This window comes from Amycolatopsis sp. lyj-108, from assembly GCF_046549005.1.
Classification (GTDB): Bacteria; Actinomycetota; Actinomycetes; order Mycobacteriales; family Pseudonocardiaceae; genus Amycolatopsis.
On record NZ_JAJPWQ010000004.1, the window covers coordinates 1 to 16,774 of the forward strand.

Sequence of the window (16,774 nt, forward strand, 5' to 3'; positions counted from 1 at the left end):
TCGGGTTCTAGCCCGAAACGCCACTCACGACCCCCTTGCACCTGATCAGGGCCGAAGGCTCCTTCCGCCGGCCCCGCCCACGAACACGACACGTTTGCCCTTCTCCTCAATGACCGTCCTTGCCACTCACGAACCTCATCGAAAATCGCACATCTAGCCAACAATCAGACATTTCATCGCTCGAAAGTGTCCCTTGTGGACGCTCAGGGTCTGAACTCATCCCTCGAGTCACTCACGACCTTGCGCCACCTTTGCTTTATCCCTCAATAGATGACGTCGGCTGAGCGGCGTCAGGATCGGTCGGTGCCCATCCCGCGCCACAGCAGATCGAGGAGGCTCGCGACGTCGCGCCGCCACTCACCGTTCGGGTCGAGGTACAGCAGGCCGCCCAGTCCACGCAGGACGGTCTCGGGCTTCAGATCCGGGCGGACGGTGCCGGCGTCGATATTCGCCTGCAACAGTTTGAAAACCGCGCCGACCATGGCTTCGTAGGCTCCTGCGGGCAGCTCGCCGCGTGAAGCCGTCGCGGCGCGAAGGGCGTCGGCGAGCCCGCGTTTGGTCATCATGTAATGCGCGAGGTGGTCGGTGGTCCACGTCCGGAAAGCCTGCTCTGGCGGGAACTTCTCGAGCAGGCTCGGCACGATGTCGACGAGCTGGCGTACTTCGCGCTGGTAGACCGCCAGGATGAGGGCTTCCGGGGTGGGGAAATGCCGGTACACCGTGCCGACGCCGACCTCGGCCTGTTTCGCGATCGCGTTGAACGAGACCTCACCGGAGCCGGCCAGTGACTTCGCCGCGGTGGCGAGGATGCGCTCGTGGTTGCGCCGGGTGTCCGCGCGCCGGGGGTTGACCGATCCCGTCGTCATCTTCCCTCCCGTCCGCCGATCCCGTTCTCCGGTGAAATGTAGCCGAGGAACCCGGGCGACCTGGAGCGACTCCAGGGGGAGCATCGACATTGCCAAGCGGATTGTAATCCGCTAACTTGAAAATCGAAGCGGATGAATATCCGTTTCGGTTCGCGAACAGTCTCCCACCACCTCAACCTACGCCGTCGGGCCCGTGCCCGGACGATCTGCGGAAAGAGATCCAGTGGACATCTCACTCGAAGTCAACGGCAGGACGGAACACCTCAGTCTCGATCCCGGGGTGACCCTGCTGGACGCGCTGCGGGAGCGGCTCGCCGTCACAGGGCCGAAGAAAGGCTGTGACCGAGGGCAGTGCGGCGCCTGCACGGTGCACGTCGGCGGACGGCCGGTGCTGTCGTGCCTCACCTTGGCCGCCACCGTGAAGCAGCCGGTGACCACGGTCGAAGGACTGTCCACAGAGGATCGGCTGCATCCGGTCCAGCAGGCGTTCGTCGACCGGGACGCCCTCCAGTGCGGATTCTGCACGTCGGGGCAGATCATGTCGGCGGTCGCCGCCGTCGAGCAGGACGTCGAGGACGTCCGCGAGTTCATGTCCGGCAACCTCTGCCGGTGCGCGGCGTACCCGAACATCATCGCGGCCGTCGAGCAGGCAAGGAGGGCCGATGCGTCCCTTTGAGCTGCTCGCACCCGAGACCGTCGAGGCCGCGGTCTCCTCGCCCGGCACCTTCCTGGCGGGCGGGACCACTCTCGTCGACCTGATGAAACTCAATGTCCTGACCCCACAACAGGTCCTGGACATCAACGCGGTGCCGCTGCGGGGTATCGACACCGCCGCCGGGCTCCGGTTCGGCGCGCTGGAGCGAATGGGCGACATCGCCGCGCATCCCGGGGTGTATCCGGCGATCTCCCGGGCGCTGCTGCTCAGCGCCTCCCAGCAGATCCGGAACATGGCGAGTATCGGCGGGAACCTCATGCAGCGCACCCGCTGCTCGTACTTCCGGGACGTCGCCATGCCGTGCAACCGGCGGGTACCCGGCAGCGGCTGCCCGGCGATCTCGGGCGCCAACCGGATGCACGCGGTGCTGGGCACGAGCGATTCGTGCGTGGCGACCCACGCCAGCGACGTGGCTGTCGCACTGGTCGCCCTCGACGCACGGCTCCGGCTGGTCAGCGCGACGGGCACCCGCACCGTCGAACTGGCTTCCTTCTACCGCCTGCCCGGTGACACCCCGGAAGTGGAGACCGATCTCCAGCCCGGCGAACTGATCGCGGAAGTCGTGGTCCCACGGCTGGATTGGGCGTCGAACTCCACGTACGTCAAGGTCCGGGACAGGCAGTCCTACGAGTTCGCACTGTGCTCGGCCGCGGTCGCGCTGCGGGTCGAAGGCTCGCGCATCGTCGACGCCAGGGTCGCGGCCGGCGGCGTGGCGACCGTGCCTTGGCGGTTGCCCGCGGTCGAGGAGGCTTTGCGCGGCGCGCCCGCGACGGTCTCGGCCTTCGAAGCCGCCGCGGCACTGGCGGCCGAGGGCGCGCGCCCGTTGGCCTCGAATGGTTTCAAGACGTCGTTGCTGCGGCGGACCATCGTCCGCGCACTGCTCGAACTGACCGAGGGGAGCCGCTGATGACCAGCCGGGTGGACGGGCCACTGAAGGTCACCGGCCGGGCCGAGTACGGGGCGGATCACACCTTCCCCGGGCTGGTCCACGGGTACGTCGTGCTCAGCACGATCGCTCACGGTGAGATCGACGCGATGGACGTCACGGCGGCGAAAGCTGCTCCGGGCGTGCTCGGTGTGTACACGCCGTTCGATCCGCTGGAACTGCACACCCCGGCCACACAGTTCATGGGTGAGACCTGGGTTCCCTTGCAGGACAAGGAAGTCGCCTACTACGGCCAGCCGATCGGCTTCGTGGTCGCCGAGACCTACGAGCAGGCTCGCGACGCGGCGATGCTGGTCGAGGTCTCCTACCTGCCGAGGCCCGCGCTGACTTCGATGCAGGACGGCCTGGCTTCGGCAGAAGACGCGCCGTCCGGGAGGGACGGTGGACAATCCACGCTCGCCATCCTCGCTCCCGGCGTCGAGTCCATCGAGGACGCGCTCACCGCGAGCCCGGTGGTCGTCGAAGCCACGTACTCCACCGCACCCCAGCACCACGCCGCGTTGGAACCGCATTCCGCGGTCGCGGTGTGGGGGCCCGACGGCCTGACGGTCCACAGCGGCAACCAGGGATCCAACCTCCAAGCGGCGGAGCTGGCGATGGCGCTGGGCACGGAGCCGTCCGAGGTGCACGCGGTGAACCCGTTCGTGGGCGGTGCGTTCGGCGGCAAGGGCCGCACGTCCACCCCGGCGTTCCTGGCCGCGGCGGCGGCCAGGGTCCTCGGCAGGCCGGTGAAAGCCGCGCTCAGCCGGGAACAGGTCTTCACCGCGACCGCGGGCCGTGCCGCGACGGTGCAGAAGATCGCCCTCGGCGCGGAACACGACGGCACGCTCAACGCCCTGCGTCACGACTCGTGGTGCAGCACTCCGCTGGACCGGTCGTTCGTCGAGCCGACGTCACACGGCACCTCGCGCGAGTGGTACGCCACCCGGAACCTGGCCATCAGCCAGAAGATCGTGCCGCTGAACATCCCGCCGACCACCTTCATGCGGGCACCGGGCGAGGCGCCGGGGTCTTTCGCGCTGGAGAGCGCGATCGACGAGCTCGCGGTCGCGCTGCGCATGGACCCGATCGAGCTGCGTCAGCGGAACAACTCGACCGCTCCGCCCGGCAAGGATCTGCAGTGGTCGAGCAAACACCTCGACGAATGCTTCCGCATCGGCGCGACGCGGTTCGGCTGGGCGGATCGCGCACCCCAAGGGCGGGCCGACGGAGAGTGGCTCGTGGGCATGGGAACGGCCACCGCCATGTTCCCCGCCTTGCGGTTCCCGGCGACGGTCGAGATCACCTTGCTGCCCGACGACACGGCCGTCGTCGCGACCAGCGGAGCGGACCCGGGGACGGGCCTGCTGACCGTGCTTTCCCTGGTGGGCGGGGAATCGCTGGACATCCCGCCGGATCGGGTGACGCCGCGGCTCGGTGATTCGAAGCTGCCGCCCGGGGGCATGTCCGGCGGCTCGACGGCCACCGCGAGTGCGGGGACGGCCATCATGATCGCCGCCGCCAAGGCGATCGACGAACTGCTGGCACTGGCGTCGGCCCCCGGCGCACCGTTCGACGGCATGGACGTGTCCTATGCGGACGGCCAGGTGCTGGCCGGAGACCGGACGATGACCTTCGGCGAGCTGTTGCGGGCTCTGAAGCGCACCTCCCTGTCGGTGACCGGTTCCTCGGCGCCCGGCGAAGAGCTGACGAAACATTCGTTCAGCTCCTTCGGTGCCCAGTTCTGCGAAGTCCGCGTGCACAAGTGGACGCGCGAGATCCGGGTGTCCCGCATGCTCGGCGTATTCGACTCCGGCCGGATCATCAACCCGGCGGCGGCGCGCAGCCAGATCATCGGAGGCATGATCTGGGGTGTGTCGGCCGCTCTGCACGAGGGGCTGGAGGTCGAGGACAACGGACGCTTCGCCAACGGTGACCTCGCGAGCTACCTGATCCCGGTGAACGCGGACATCCCGGAGGTCGACGTCCACTTCGTCGAGTACCCGGACACGTTGCACAACTCGGTCGGCGCGAAAGGGCTGGGCGAGATCGGCATCGTCGGAATGGCGGCGGCGGTCGCGAACGCCGTCCACAACGCCACCGGAATCCGGGTCCGGCACATCCCCATCCTGATCGAGGACCTCCTCGACGAGTCCTAGACCGGTGTGGAGATTCGGGACCGCACGTGTCCTGAATCTCCACACCCGGGCCTGATCGGGTTCACGTTGCCCGGCCGAGAAATGCTCGAGCGAGCAGGTCGGCGATCGCCCAGTCCTGCATGGCCACCCCGACGCTCTTGAAGACCGTCCGGCCGGATCGCTTCGGGATTCCGTCGGTCAGCGCGGTGCCGAGCTCGATGAGGTCGTCCTCAGTGATGGCACCCGCCTCGAGTGCGTGGATGATCTCCCCGGATTCTTCGAGGACGGCGTCTCGTTCGTCGATGACGACGGTCGCTTCGGCGAGCAGCTCGTCCGGGAGTTCTCGCATGGTGGGGCGGAAGGCGCCGATGGCGTTGACGTGGGCGTGGTCGGCCAGCGACAAGTGCGAGAACAACGGCGTGGTGGACGTCGTGGCACAGCAGACGATGTCGGCATCGCGAACCGCCTCGTCGACGTCGGTCTCGACATGGACGGTGTCGAGGTGCAGCTCCTCGACGAGGACCTTCGCGAGCGCGCGGGCGCGCTCGGGGCCGCGGGCGACGATCCTGAGCTCGGTCAGCGGCCGGACGGCGTGCACGGCGCGGATCTGATCGGCCGCCTGCCCGCCGGCGCCGATGAGGGCGCACGTCTTCGCTTCCGGCGGAGCCAGCAGGTCGGTCGCGACGCCGACGATGGCGCCGGTGCGGATGCGGGTCACTTCGGTGGCGTCCGCGACGAGATGACGGCCGTGGCCTAGTTCGCTCCAGACGACGGTCCCGACGATGGCGGGCACGCGCCCGTCGAAATCGAGGCTCAGCGTCTTGATCATCGCCGAGGCGGTCGGGCGGTGGTGCGTGGACATCACGAGGAATCCGCCGTCGCGCAACACGGTCCGCGTCGGCATCTCGAATTCGCCACGGCGCAGTGCGAGAAATCCGTTCCGTACCGCGTCGATCGCGGCGGACATGGACACGGCCGAACGGATCTCCTCGGGGCCGAGGGTGACGACGTCCATGAATCCTCCTGATTTCTCTCAACGCAGTACGAAGCCCGGGACCAGGTCGTCGTCGGGGTCCACGACGAACCGGTGGTGGCCGGTGCGGAACGCGCGGCCCGTCACCACGGGCATCACCGCGTTCCGCCCGGCGACTTCGGTCGTGTCCGCGATCCGGGCGGACCAGGTCGAACCGACGATCGACGAATGGACGAGTGCGCGATCCGCCGCCAGCCGCCCGGACGCGTGCAGCGCCGCGACGCGCGAGGCGGTCCCCGACCCACAAGGTGACCTGTCCACCTGCCCGTCGGCGAAGACGGTCACGTTGCGCTGACGGACGTTTCCGTCTTCGTCGTCGCCGAGGTCGTCGAAGAAGATCACGCCGTAGACTCCGCTGAGCCTCGGGTCGAGCGGGTGCTCGGCGTACGCGCTCGTGTTGAGCTCGGTCTTGATTTTCCGTCCCAGGTCGATCAGTTCGGGTAACGAGGCCTTGTCGACGGAGAGACCGAAGTCCGCCGCGGGCACGTGGGCGTACATCGCGCCGCCGAACGCGATCACGCAAGTGGTGGTGCCGCGCAGTGTCTCCACTACGACGTCCTCGTGAAGGACATAGCCGGCGACGCTGACGAAGTCGACCGCGGTGACCTTGGAGCCGGCCGTGGCGACCCGCGCGGTCACCCGTCCGGACGGCACGTCGATGACCACCTCGGTGACGCCGCTGGGGTCGGTGGGCACCAGCCCGGTCTGGACCGCCCAGGTGCCCAGGCACATCGTGCCGTGGCCGCACGCGGTGGAGAAGCCGTCCTTGTGCCAGAAGAGAACGCCGAAATGGGCACCCGGATCGTCCGGTGCCACGACGAAACCGCCGTACATGTCGGCGTGCCCGCGTGGCTCGGAGCAGAGCAGTTGCCGCAATCCGTCGACTTCGGGGTCGGCCGCGGCCGCGACACGCTTTTCGGCGACCGTCGCCCCGGCTGGTTCCGTTGTCTCGGTGACGATCCTGAACGGTTCGCCACCGCAGTGGTAATCCACCGCGTCGATCCCGTCGCTGGTCATGGTGAAGCAACGTAACATGTGACATCGCGGTCGCAACCTGCGCTCGATTTGGTCCACACGCGACAACTCAGCGTCTCTCGGGAACCGGGCGGGCAGCCAGCAGCAGGGCCAGGAAGGTGATCGCGTCCAGCAGGACCGCGCCAAGGAGTTGGCCCGCCACACTCGCCAGCCCGAAGACCAGCACACCGATGCGCCGGACGACGATGGTCGCCACCGCCAGAGTCAGCATGCCGGGACCGCTCCAAGCGCCGTACCCGGCCACGCCGACAGAGCCGACACTGATTCCCTGACCGGCCACGAACAACGCGCCGCAGACGCCGCCCGTCAGATGCCACCACCGCAACTGGCCGGAACGCACCGCCGCGCACAGCAGACCCAGCCCACGTCGCCCGACGGGGAGCAGCGGAACGGCCACGAGCAGGAGAATCAGCCCGACACGTCGACGCCAGTGTCGCCGCGATCCCGTCGCCCATGCGCGAACCGAGTTCCGTTCAACCGGGCCTGAAGTGCCAGTCCCACACCGGCGACCACCGCTCCCGTCGCCGGAACAACACCCCGACCGTGCCCCGCCTATTCCCCACGCCCAGTCACTGGCCGAATGGTGTGCCACGAACGTCACAGACTTACTCGGCGCCGCTGCGATGACCGTGGTGGTCGGCACGACGGACACGGCCTCGTCATCCGCGATGTCGCTCGTGGAGACGCGGCAAGTGCGTCCTGCGGGCGTGAAGGGGGCCTTCACGCGCTCCCGAGTACATGAAGGACCCCTTCCTGTACCTGGGCGCAAGGAAGGGGTCCTTCATGTACTTCACGACCGGCCGCCGAAGCCACAGCCGTCCCACGGTTACCAGGCATCACATCCGACGGTAGCGAAAGCCTCCTTCACTACCGTCAGGGTAGGCAAGGAGGCCCTCACTACCAGGAGAACACGTACGCAGAAGCGGACACCGGCCCCGCGCCACGACACCTTTGACTTTCCCCTCAAGTCCAGACGGCAACCGAACCGTCAGCGAGCGCCCTCCCGATGGCGACTGTAAGGCTTGGCTTCGAGAAGCGTGACGCCCACAGCCCCGCCGCTCGGCACGCGATATTCCCGCCGGTCGCCCGGTTTCGCGCCGTGCAATGCGCGGCCGAGCGGGGAATCGGGGGAGTAGACCTCGAGTGCGCCGTGTCCTGCCTCGTCGCGAGTGCCGAGCAGGAAGGTTTCGGTGTCGCCGTCGTCGTACTCGACAGTGAGCACCATGCCGGGCTCGGCGATCCCGTCGTCCGGAGGGTCCTGTCCGACGACGGCGCCGCGCAGCATGTCCTCGATCTGCCGGATCCGTGCCTGCCGATGGAGGAGGTGCTCGATCTCGTCGTCGGTGCCGGGGCGCCGCAACGTCGCGAGCTCGTGCACCAGGCGCGCGTGCGCCTCCGGGGTGAGCCAAGGGCCTGACGAGACGATGGTCATCGTGATGATCGCCTTTCGATCGTTACGTCTGTGAGGGCAGGGCCACAGACCTTCGGTGAGTCCCGCGTCGGTCAGCGGGTCTCTGGCTTGTCGTGCCGCCGCTGGAAGGCGCCCGCGTCGGTGGCGAACCCGATCGCGGCCTTCAGCAGAAGGTCCTTCTCGGTGCGCAGCAGGGCGTTCTCGGCGCGGAGCCGGTCCACTTCGGACTGTTCGGCCGGTGGGGTTTCGTTGTCTGGAAGCATCGTCATCCGAAATCAGCGAAGGGGATCGAAGGGGCGCAGGGCCTCGGGCTGCTTCCCGGTGGTGATGTGCTCGGCCAGGAGGCGTCCGGTGATCGGGCCGTGGGTCAGTCCCCACATCCCGTGCCCGCCCGCGATGTAGAGACCGGGGGTGCTGGTCGCGCCGATCACGTGCCGCCCGTCGGTGGTGACCGGGCGGGAGCCGACCCATTCGTCGGTGCGCCGGTCCCAGTCCAGGCCGGTGAGGAACGGTCGCGCCGAGGCGATGATCGCGTCGATCCGGGCGGGGTCCAGTGGTGCGTCCGGCTTCCGGAACTCCATCGTCCCGGCCACGCGGAGGCCGCCACGGTACGGCGTGCACGCCACGCGGATGTCCGGCAGGTACAGCGGTCCTGGCACGGGACGGTCGGTCGGCACGGTGAAGGAGTAGCCGCGTCCGGCACGCACGGGGACCTTGACTCCCCATTTCCGGCCGAGGTCTCCCAGCCAGGCCCCGGTCGCCAGCACGACCGCGTTGGCGTTCACCGTCTGGCCCGTCTTGGAGCGCACGCTCAGCGCGTGGCGGTGTGCGCGCAGGGACGCGACTTCGAACCGGTGACGGATCGTGCCGCCCCGGCCGACCACCGCCCGTGCCAGGGACTCGACGAACCGACCGGGGTCGACGTAGCGCTGCCCGTCGATCCGGACACCGGCTCCGAGCCTCGCCGTGGCCTGGGGGAATCGCTCGGCGAGGTCGGCAGCGGTGAGCCGGGTGTAGGAGATGTCCTGTCCGGTTTCGCCGATGTGCCGCAGTTCGGTGATCAGCCCCGCGGCCTGGTCGGCGGTCTCGAACGCCGCCGTGATCGGCGCTTCGATGGTCGGCGCGTCCACCCCGTTCGCGGTGAGGACGTCGAAGGCCTCGAGGCATTCCTCGTTCAGTGGTGAGTTCGCCTCGACAGCGCGAGTCCACGAGCGTCCGGTGCAGTTCGCGGCGAAGCGGGCGAGGAACGACCACAGCCGAGGATCGGGGGACGGCGGAACGTGCAGCGGTGCCTGCCGGTCGAGCAGCGTCCGCAGCCCGTAGCGCAGGACACCGGGTTCGTTGAGGGGGATCGAGAGCCCGGGGGAGAGCCAGCCGGCATTGCCCCACGACGCGCCGGCCGCGATGCCTTCGCGGTCCAGCACCGTGACGCCGACGCCGCGTTCCTGCAGGAACCACGCGGTCGACAGGCCGACCACGCCGGCGCCGATCACGATCGCCGAACGCGGGACGCCGTCGATGCGGTCGAGATCGCCCATGAATTCCTCCGCTGCACGAGTGGTGCTGTCGCGGTCAGGATGGCTCGGAAACGGAACGCGGCGATTGTCCGGATCCGACAAACAGGGCGGGCGGCTTTGGCCGGAACGGTCAAGTGCCAGGTTCGGACACGGCCAGCTCGATGATCATCGCCAGCCGTTTCGCGGGCTGGTCGAGCCGGAGTTCGGTCACCTCGGCCATCTTCCGCAGCCGGTAGCGGATCGTGTTGGGGTGCACGTCGAGCCGCTCGGCGGCTTCGGCGAGGTCTCCCTGTGCCTCGAGCCAGGCGCGCAGCGTCGCGACGTAATTGGTGGCGTTCGCGCTGTCGTGCCGTCGCAACTCGGTGATCGGGCCGCGGGCCGGTGCCCGGCCGGACGCGGCGGCGGCTCGCAGCCGTTGCACCAGGATGTCGTCCCAGGCCTCGTCGTAGGCGATCGCGGACTTCGTGCCGGGCCGGACGTCGTGGAGTGCGAGACATTCGTCGGCTTCTCGCCTGCTCGCAGGCAGCTCCACGGACGTCGCGCCGGCTCCGATCCCGGCCAGCATCGTCACCTGGCTGGGCAGCGCCTCACGGATCGAACCGACCCACGCCCTGGCCGCCTCGACGTCGTCCCCTGGCAGGATGGTGTAGACGGTGTTGCTGAACAACGTGCTGCGCCCAGGCCGTGACCAGCCGAAACCGGTGGTCGCCCGCTCGAACGCGAGCAGGAGCGCGGCGTGGCGTTCGTCGCCGATGTGGGCCTGGAGTGCGATCACGCGGAATCGGCCGGGTGGCAGGCCGAGCCTGCTGAGCACGGCCGCCGCGTCCGGCGTGCCCTCCACCAGCCGGATCACCAGATCGGACTCGACCTGCCGTTCCAGGTCCGCGCTCGCCCGGGAGCGCAGCAGATGCAGGCCGACCGTGCGCGAGCTGTCCCGCAGGACCGCACGCCGGGTGTCGATCAGCGGCCGGTCGCATTCCACCCAGATCGAGCCCAGTGCCTCCCGGCCCGCGCGGACCGCGACGACCATGCGCCCGGTCAGCCCGTGCTCGGGATCGGCTTCGACGAACAGCGGCTCGTCGGACTCGGCGAGATGCCGGAACACACCGCGCCGCTCGAACAGTTCGCGGACCGGCTCCGGGACCTTCCTGCCCAGGATCGTCTCCAGCCGCGCCCGGTCGGCCTGGTGCTGGCGGCTGGAGTAGGCCAGGACCCGGGAGAGCCGGTCTTCGATGGTCACCGCGCTGCCGAGCGCGTCGGCGAGGCTGTCGGCCAGCGCGAACAGGTCGGTCGGCCCGCGGCCGGACTCGGTCTCGCGACCTTCCAGCACCAGCCCGTAGACCACGCCGGCGAGCTGACCCCAGGACACGTCCGGCTCCACCAGCAGCACCGCGACACCGCCGCGCTCCGCCCGCTCGGCCGCCTCCGGGTCCGGCGGCGCTGATCCGCGGACCAGGACGACCGACGCCCGCGCCGCGGCGGCGAGGTCCACGGCCGTCGTGACGGAGTCCGTGCCGACGGCGAGGTACACGTCCCCGCGCAGGTCGCGGGGGTCGGCGGCATCGTGCATCACCACGTCGCGCAAGGCCGCCTCGCGCGATACCGGGCAGCACCACAACCGCGCCCCGTAGCCACCGAGGACGTTCACGAGCCGATCCAGCGTCACCATGGCCGCGACCTTGCCACCAAATGGTGCCGACCACCGGGCGCTCACCCGTTGACTGTGAGTTTAAGAACCTTTTACACTGCGATCGTTAGGAAACTTACTTAACTAATGTCAGGACGACTCCGGCCGACACGACGCCGCCCCCGCCGGTACTCGCCGACTCCGCAACGTCGAGGAGTTCGCATGAAACGGAGAACACCCCTGGCCGGTGTCGCGGTGGCGACCCTGGTCCTGCTGGGGCAGACGCTGATCTCTTCCGGTACCGCCGCGCAGGCGGAATCCCTGTTGTCCGCAGGCAAACCGACCACGACCTCGTCGATCGAGGGCACTGACTTCGCCGGCGGCAACGCCGTCGACGGCAACACCACGACCCGGTGGGCGAGCGAGGAGATGGTGGATCCGCAATGGATCGCCGTCGACCTCGGCGGCACCGCGACCGTCACCAAGGTCAAACTGAACTGGGAAGTCGCGTACGCCAAGACCTACAAGATCCAGGGCTCGGCCGACGGCAAGACCTGGACGGACATCAAGTCGATCGTCGGCGGCGACGGCGCCATCGACGAACACCTCGGCCTCAACGCCTCCGCGCGCCACATCCGCATCCACGGCACGGCTCGTGGCACGGCCTACGGCTATTCGCTGTGGGAGCTGGAAATCTACGGCGACCGCGTCGGCGGCGGCGACACGCAGGCACCGACGGTGCCGACCGGCCTGGCTGCGACCGCCACCACCACTGACAGCGTCGCCCTCGGCTGGACGGCGTCCTCCGACAACGTCGGGGTCACCGAGTACGAGGTGCTCCGCGACGGGAACGTCGTCGGGACCACGGCGACGACCACTTACACCGACAGCGGGCTGGCGTCCGGAGTGGAATTCGGCTACTCCGTGCGGGCACGAGACGCGGCGGGCAACGTCTCCGCGGCGAGCGCGGCGATCCGGGCCGCGACCAAACCCGGCGGCACCGGACCCATCACCATCGCGCTCGCCGGCGACATCGCCAACCCTGAGCTCTTCTCGACGCATCAGGCGACCGCGAACCTGGTCGCCAAGATGAACCCGCAGTACGTGCTGACCGTTGGCGACAACCAGTACCACAAGGGCACCATTTCCGAGTACCGCGCGCACTACGACAAGACGTGGGGCAAGTTCAAGAGCATCACCAAGCCCACGACGGGCAACCACGAGTGGGACGACCAGCTCAGGGGGTACAAGGAGTACTTCGGCGCGATCGCGTACCCGAAGGGCCTGCCCTACTACAGCTACGACATCGGTGACTTCCACTTCGTCGCGATGGACTCGAATCCGATCTACACCGGCGGTGGGTCCGAGCAGGTGACCTGGCTGCGCAACGACCTGGCGAAGAACACGAAGTCCTGCGTCATCGGGTACTGGCACCACCCGCGCTTCAACTCGGGAAACTACGGCGACAAGAAACAGATGGCGCCGCTGTGGAACGAACTGGTCAAAGCGAAGGCGGACGTCGTCTTCGGCGGGCACGACCATCACTACGAGCGGACCAAGCCGCTGGACGTCAACGGGCAGGTCGACGAGGCGAACGGCGTGCGGTCGGTGATCGCCGGCATCGGCGGCGACTACCTCTACACGGATTACAAGACGCACGAACGGGTCGAGAAGATCTTCGCCAAGCACGGCGTGATGAAGCTGGTGCTGAACGGGAAGTCCTATTCCTGGGAGATCTACGACACGAACGGGAACGTGCTCGACAAGGCGGGTCCGTACACCTGCCGCTGACGGCCGTGGTCCGGTGCCGTACGCGGCACCGGACCCGGTCTTTAATCCACGAAGACGTAGGTCCATCCAGGAGTACAGGTGAATCGAATGGTGAAGCCGGGCGTCGCCGCGATCGCGGCGATCGTCCTGCTCGCTCAACCCGTGACCGCTTCCAGTGCCACGGCCGGACCGGTGGAATCCCTGCTGTCGGTCAACAAACGGACCACGACCTCCACCGTCGAAAACGAGAGCTTCAGTGGCGCTCTCGCCGTCGACGGCGATTCGACGACCCGCTGGGCGAGTCTGGAAGGTGATCCACAGTGGATCGCGGTCGACCTCGGTGGCCCCGCGGACATCAGCCGGATCAAGGTCTTCTGGGAATCGGCCCACGCGAAGGATTACCAGGTCCAGGCGTCCGACGACGGCCAGAACTGGCGGGACGTGAAAACCGTCGTGGGCAGCGACGGCGGCCTCGACGAGTTCACCGGCCTGAACACCTCCGCGCGGCACGTCCGGATCTTCGGCACGGCGCGGGCGACCGTTTACGGATACTCGCTGTGGGAGCTGGAGGTCTACGGCGTCCGGACGGGCGACGGTGACATCCAGCCGCCGTCGGTGCCGGCCGGTCTCCGGCAGGCGTCGTCCACCACCGAGAGCATCACGCTCGGCTGGACCGCGTCCACCGACAACGTAGGGGTCACGGAGTACGAAGTCCTGCGCAACGGCAACGTCATCGGCCGGACCGCGACGACGTCCTACACCGACACGTCGCTGGCGTCGGGCTTCGACTTCCGGTACGCGGTGCGGGCACGGGACGCGGCCGGGAACCTGTCCGGGTCGACCGTGTCGGTGAAGGCGGCCACCCGGCCGTCGGCGTCCGACGGCATCGTCATCGCGCTCGCCGGCGACATCGCCAAGCCGGAGCTGCCGTCCGAGCATCAGCGGACGGCGGAGCTGGTGAGCAGGATCAAGCCCCGATACGTGCTGACGGTCGGCGACAACCAATACGTCGACGGCACCATCGAAGAGTTCCGGAATTACTACGACAAGACGTGGGGCAAGTTCAAGAGGATCACCAAACCCACGCCGGGCAACCACGAGTGGAACAACGAGCTGGCGGGGTACAAACAGTACTTCGGGAAGATCGCGACCCCCAAGGGAAAGCCGTACTACAGTTTCGATGTCGGAGCCTTCCATTTCGTCGCGCTCGATTCGGACCCGGTGTACAACGGCGGTGGCGCCGAGCAGGTGGAGTGGCTGCGCAAGGACCTCGCGAAGACCAAGAAGTCCTGCATCGCCGGATATTGGCACCATCCGCGTTTCAATTCGGGGAATTCCGGAGACGCGAAGAGCATCGCGCCACTGTGGAACGAGCTGGCCAGGGCAAAGGCGGATGTCGTGTTCGCCGGGCACGATCACCATTACGAGCGGACCAAGCCGCTGGATGTGAACGGGCACGTCGACGAGGCCAATGGTGTGCGCTCGGTCATCGCCGGTATCGGCGGCGACAGTCTCTACCTCGATTACAAGGCCCGTGAAGGCGTCGAGAAGATCCTGGGCAAGCACGGCGTGATGAAGCTGGTGCTCAAGGGAAAGACCTATTCCTGGGAGATCATCGGCACCAATGGGGAACTGCTCGACAAGGCGGGCCCGTTCCGCTGCCGGTGACGGGGAAAGGAGACCGGGTGAAGCTCCCGATGAAGTTCGTCGTGGCGCTGGCGGGTGTCGCCGCCCTCGCCGCCGCCTCGGTGGTGTACGTCGTGCAGGCCAAGGCGAACAGCCCTGAACGGCGAACGGCCGACGCGACGGTCGCGGTGGATTCCGCACAGCCGGTCGTACTGGGGGAGCCGGGGCGGCTGCTGTTCCGCAACGGTGCGGCGGGGCCCGGCTACGGGAACGTCGCCTCGGTCCCCGTCTCCGATCCCGGGGGTCCGCGCCGGGTCAGTTCGCTGAGTTGCGAGCGGTTCTACACCGCGGCGGACGGCGGCCTGTGCCTGGCGAAGGAACCCACGCCCATGCCCGGCGCGGTCGCCAGGTTCGTCGACACCGCGCTCACCGAGGTCAAGCGGGTCGACGTCCCCGGCATCCCCAACCGCGCGAAGCTCTCGCCCGCCGGCCGGATGGGAAGCTGGACCACCTTCGTCACCGGTGACTCGTACTCGACGCCCGGCACCTTCTCGACGCGCACGGCCATCATGGATCGCGAACGGAACGAGCTTTCGAGCAATATCGAGGGCATCCCGCTGCGGATCGGCGACGCGGTCCACCGCGGCGAGGATGTCAACTACTGGGGCGTCACGTTCGCCGCCGACCAGCGGACGTTCTACGCCACGGTCGCCACCGGCGGGCGGACCTACCTGGTGCAGGGCGACAACGAGGCCTGGAACGCGCGCACGCTGCGGGAGAACGCGGAATGCCCGTCGTTGTCGCCGGACGGTACGAAGCTCGCGTTCAAGAAGCGGGTGGCGGACGGCGACGTCCGGCCATGGCGGGAACACGTGCTGGACCTGGCCACGATGCGGGAGATCCCGCTCGCGGAAACGCGCAGTGTGGACGACCAGGTGGTCTGGCTCGACAACGACACGATCGCCTACGGCCTGCCGCGCGAGAACGGGAAGGAAAGCGACATCTGGTCCGTGCCCGCCGACGGCAGCGGCGCGGCTCGCCTGCTGGTCCCGTTTGCGTCATCACCGTCGGTCACCACGGCCGCTCGCTGAGCCGCGTTCAGGGGCTGTCCGGGGCGAATCGGCCATCCTCCCGGTACAGCCAGTACCGGCGCAGCATGCGCAGCACCACCGAGACCTGCAGTGCGGTGATCCCTGGTAAGGGTGCGAGGTCGCGGGTGAGGAAGTCGGCCATCTCGTCCTCGTTGCGGAACACGCCTTGGTGGATGACCGAAGCGGTGCCGGCGACGATCGACACGTACCGCGCCGACGGATGCCGCGCCAGTTCCCCGGCCACGGCCTCGATGGCACCCGGGGTGATGGTCAGCGCGATGACCGCTTCCAGTTCGTAGCCGAGCTGCGCGGGTTCGACCTCGACCCGTGGCCGGACGATGCCGCGCCGCAGCGTCGACTGGATCAGCCGGTAGGCGGTGGACTGGCTGAGGTCGAGGATCCGGCCCGCTTCGGCCGCGGTGATCCGGCCGTTCCCGGCCAGCAGCCCGATGAGCCGCCGCTCGTCCGGGCCCACTTCGTCGGCGTCGAGTCCGTCCGGGGTGCCCGGTACGACCTGTTCGCGGGCGAGGATCTCCTGCTGTTCTTCGCTCAGCCGGTGCAACCGCCAAGAGTCGGCCCTGGTCAGTGCTCGCAGCACCAACTCCGAATGCGTCCCGGCCACACCGGCGACTCCGGGGATGCGCTCGGCGAGCAGTTCGCGTGCCTGAGCGCGGTCCGGGACGTGCACGGCCAGGTAGACATCCGACCGGCCCGCCGTCTCCGCCGCGAGCTGGACCTCGGGAAACCGTGCGAGCGCCTTCGCCGCCGAACCGGACGCGCCCGGTTCGGTCGTGACCCAGACGTGCCGCGGGTTCCCGCGAGCCCTCGCCCTCCACTCGACTTGGCCGATCACCCGGAGGATCCGCTGTTCCTCGAGGCGGGTCAGCCGTCGCCCCACCGTGCTGGCCGAAACGTCGAGCGCCTCGGCGAGCGCGGCGACCGACGCGCGTGGGGCGACCTGGAGCGCCGCGATCAGGTCGAGGTCGGGTTCGGTCAGCATGGGTTGAATGTATCAGTCAC

Annotated in this window: 15 protein-coding genes; 6 read left to right on the plus strand and 9 right to left on the minus strand. The window is 68.4% G+C overall.

The window, feature by feature from the left end; genetic code table 11:
• Positions 1–290: 290 nt before the first annotated feature.
• Positions 291–866: a TetR/AcrR family transcriptional regulator gene (locus ACLJO0_RS16025; protein ID WP_125787613.1), complete on the minus strand. Its 576-nt coding sequence runs from the start codon at positions 864–866 to the stop codon at positions 291–293.
• A gap of 223 nt (positions 867–1,089) precedes the next feature.
• Here ACLJO0_RS16025 and ACLJO0_RS16030 point away from each other — a divergent pair, with 223 nt between their 5' ends.
• From ACLJO0_RS16030 to ACLJO0_RS16040, 3 genes are read left to right on the plus strand one after another with little or no spacing between them, the layout of a single operon-like run.
• Entirely contained in the window at positions 1,090–1,542 is a 453-nt protein-coding gene (locus ACLJO0_RS16030; RefSeq protein WP_125787612.1) for a (2Fe-2S)-binding protein, read from the plus strand.
• Positions 1,529–2,488, plus strand: coding sequence for an FAD binding domain-containing protein (locus tag ACLJO0_RS16035; RefSeq protein WP_410579321.1), 960 nt, complete (start codon positions 1,529–1,531; stop codon positions 2,486–2,488). The genes ACLJO0_RS16030 and ACLJO0_RS16035 overlap by 14 nt, the downstream gene beginning before the upstream one ends.
• Positions 2,488–4,665: a xanthine dehydrogenase family protein molybdopterin-binding subunit gene (locus ACLJO0_RS16040; RefSeq protein ID WP_410579322.1), complete on the plus strand. Its 2,178-nt coding sequence runs from the start codon at positions 2,488–2,490 to the stop codon at positions 4,663–4,665. The genes ACLJO0_RS16035 and ACLJO0_RS16040 overlap by 1 nt, the downstream gene beginning before the upstream one ends.
• A gap of 61 nt (positions 4,666–4,726) precedes the next feature.
• On the opposite strand, the gene ACLJO0_RS16045 is transcribed toward ACLJO0_RS16040, so the two are convergent.
• The 7 genes from ACLJO0_RS16045 to ACLJO0_RS16075 all read right to left on the minus strand — a co-directional run bounded on the left by ACLJO0_RS16045 (position 4,727) and on the right by ACLJO0_RS16075 (position 11,309).
• Positions 4,727–5,659 carry an ornithine cyclodeaminase family protein gene (locus tag ACLJO0_RS16045; RefSeq protein WP_410579323.1) on the minus strand — a complete coding sequence of 311 codons (933 nt, stop codon included), beginning with the start codon at positions 5,657–5,659 and terminating at the stop codon, positions 4,727–4,729.
• Positions 5,660–5,677: 18 nt separating this feature from the next.
• Positions 5,678–6,694, minus strand: a complete 1,017-nt coding sequence (locus ACLJO0_RS16050) for a proline racemase family protein (protein WP_410579324.1) — start codon at positions 6,692–6,694, stop codon at positions 5,678–5,680.
• Between the two features lie 67 nt (positions 6,695–6,761).
• Positions 6,762–7,109, minus strand: a complete 348-nt coding sequence (locus tag ACLJO0_RS16055; RefSeq protein ID WP_410579325.1) for a hypothetical protein — start codon at positions 7,107–7,109, stop codon at positions 6,762–6,764.
• Between the two features lie 591 nt (positions 7,110–7,700).
• Complete coding sequence (locus ACLJO0_RS16060; RefSeq protein WP_410579326.1) at positions 7,701–8,144, minus strand: GreA/GreB family elongation factor; 444 nt, start codon at positions 8,142–8,144, stop codon at positions 7,701–7,703.
• A gap of 71 nt (positions 8,145–8,215) precedes the next feature.
• Positions 8,216–8,392: a hypothetical protein gene (locus ACLJO0_RS16065; protein ID WP_199749100.1), complete on the minus strand. Its 177-nt coding sequence runs from the start codon at positions 8,390–8,392 to the stop codon at positions 8,216–8,218.
• Positions 8,393–8,398: 6 nt separating this feature from the next.
• Positions 8,399–9,661 (minus strand): NAD(P)/FAD-dependent oxidoreductase, encoded by a 1,263-nt coding sequence (locus tag ACLJO0_RS16070; RefSeq protein ID WP_410579327.1) that lies wholly within the window; start codon positions 9,659–9,661, stop codon positions 8,399–8,401.
• A 109-nt stretch (positions 9,662–9,770) separates the two neighbouring features.
• Positions 9,771–11,309, minus strand: coding sequence for a PucR family transcriptional regulator (locus ACLJO0_RS16075; protein WP_410579872.1), 1,539 nt, complete (start codon positions 11,307–11,309; stop codon positions 9,771–9,773).
• 180 nt (positions 11,310–11,489) lie between these two features.
• On the opposite strand from ACLJO0_RS16075, the gene ACLJO0_RS16080 reads away from it, so the two are divergent.
• From ACLJO0_RS16080 to ACLJO0_RS16090, 3 genes are all read left to right on the plus strand, one after another.
• The gene (locus ACLJO0_RS16080) at positions 11,490–13,058 is read left to right on the plus strand and encodes a discoidin domain-containing protein (protein ID WP_410579328.1); all 1,569 of its coding nucleotides are present in this window, start codon (positions 11,490–11,492) and stop codon (positions 13,056–13,058) included.
• Positions 13,059–13,145: 87 nt separating this feature from the next.
• On the plus strand, positions 13,146–14,705 hold the full coding sequence (locus tag ACLJO0_RS16085; RefSeq protein WP_410579873.1) for a discoidin domain-containing protein: 1,560 nt from the start codon (positions 13,146–13,148) through the stop codon (positions 14,703–14,705).
• A 17-nt stretch (positions 14,706–14,722) separates the two neighbouring features.
• On the plus strand, positions 14,723–15,754 hold the full coding sequence (locus tag ACLJO0_RS16090) for a hypothetical protein (RefSeq protein WP_410579329.1): 1,032 nt from the start codon (positions 14,723–14,725) through the stop codon (positions 15,752–15,754).
• A 7-nt stretch (positions 15,755–15,761) separates the two neighbouring features.
• On the opposite strand, the gene ACLJO0_RS16095 is transcribed toward ACLJO0_RS16090, so the two are convergent.
• Positions 15,762–16,754 carry an Lrp/AsnC family transcriptional regulator gene (locus tag ACLJO0_RS16095; protein WP_410579330.1) on the minus strand — a complete coding sequence of 331 codons (993 nt, stop codon included), beginning with the start codon at positions 16,752–16,754 and terminating at the stop codon, positions 15,762–15,764.
• Positions 16,755–16,774 lie beyond the last annotated feature (20 nt).

Coding starts and splice junctions, on each gene's coding strand:
- ACLJO0_RS16040 (WP_410579322.1), top strand. CDS start 2,488: ATGACCAGCCGGGTGGACGGGCCACTGAAGGTCACCGGCCGGGCCGAG.
- ACLJO0_RS16070 (WP_410579327.1), bottom strand. CDS start 9,661: ATGGGCGATCTCGACCGCATCGACGGCGTCCCGCGTTCGGCGATCGTG.
- ACLJO0_RS16065 (WP_199749100.1), bottom strand. CDS start 8,392: ATGACGATGCTTCCAGACAACGAAACCCCACCGGCCGAACAGTCCGAA.
- ACLJO0_RS16095 (WP_410579330.1), bottom strand. CDS start 16,754: ATGCTGACCGAACCCGACCTCGACCTGATCGCGGCGCTCCAGGTCGCC.
- ACLJO0_RS16045 (WP_410579323.1), bottom strand. CDS start 5,659: ATGGACGTCGTCACCCTCGGCCCCGAGGAGATCCGTTCGGCCGTGTCC.
- ACLJO0_RS16035 (WP_410579321.1), top strand. CDS start 1,529: ATGCGTCCCTTTGAGCTGCTCGCACCCGAGACCGTCGAGGCCGCGGTC.
- ACLJO0_RS16085 (WP_410579873.1), top strand. CDS start 13,146: ATGGTGAAGCCGGGCGTCGCCGCGATCGCGGCGATCGTCCTGCTCGCT.
- ACLJO0_RS16025 (WP_125787613.1), bottom strand. CDS start 866: ATGACGACGGGATCGGTCAACCCCCGGCGCGCGGACACCCGGCGCAAC.
- ACLJO0_RS16060 (WP_410579326.1), bottom strand. CDS start 8,144: ATGACCATCGTCTCGTCAGGCCCTTGGCTCACCCCGGAGGCGCACGCG.
- ACLJO0_RS16050 (WP_410579324.1), bottom strand. CDS start 6,694: ATGACCAGCGACGGGATCGACGCGGTGGATTACCACTGCGGTGGCGAA.
- ACLJO0_RS16075 (WP_410579872.1), bottom strand. CDS start 11,309: ATGGTGACGCTGGATCGGCTCGTGAACGTCCTCGGTGGCTACGGGGCG.
- ACLJO0_RS16080 (WP_410579328.1), top strand. CDS start 11,490: ATGAAACGGAGAACACCCCTGGCCGGTGTCGCGGTGGCGACCCTGGTC.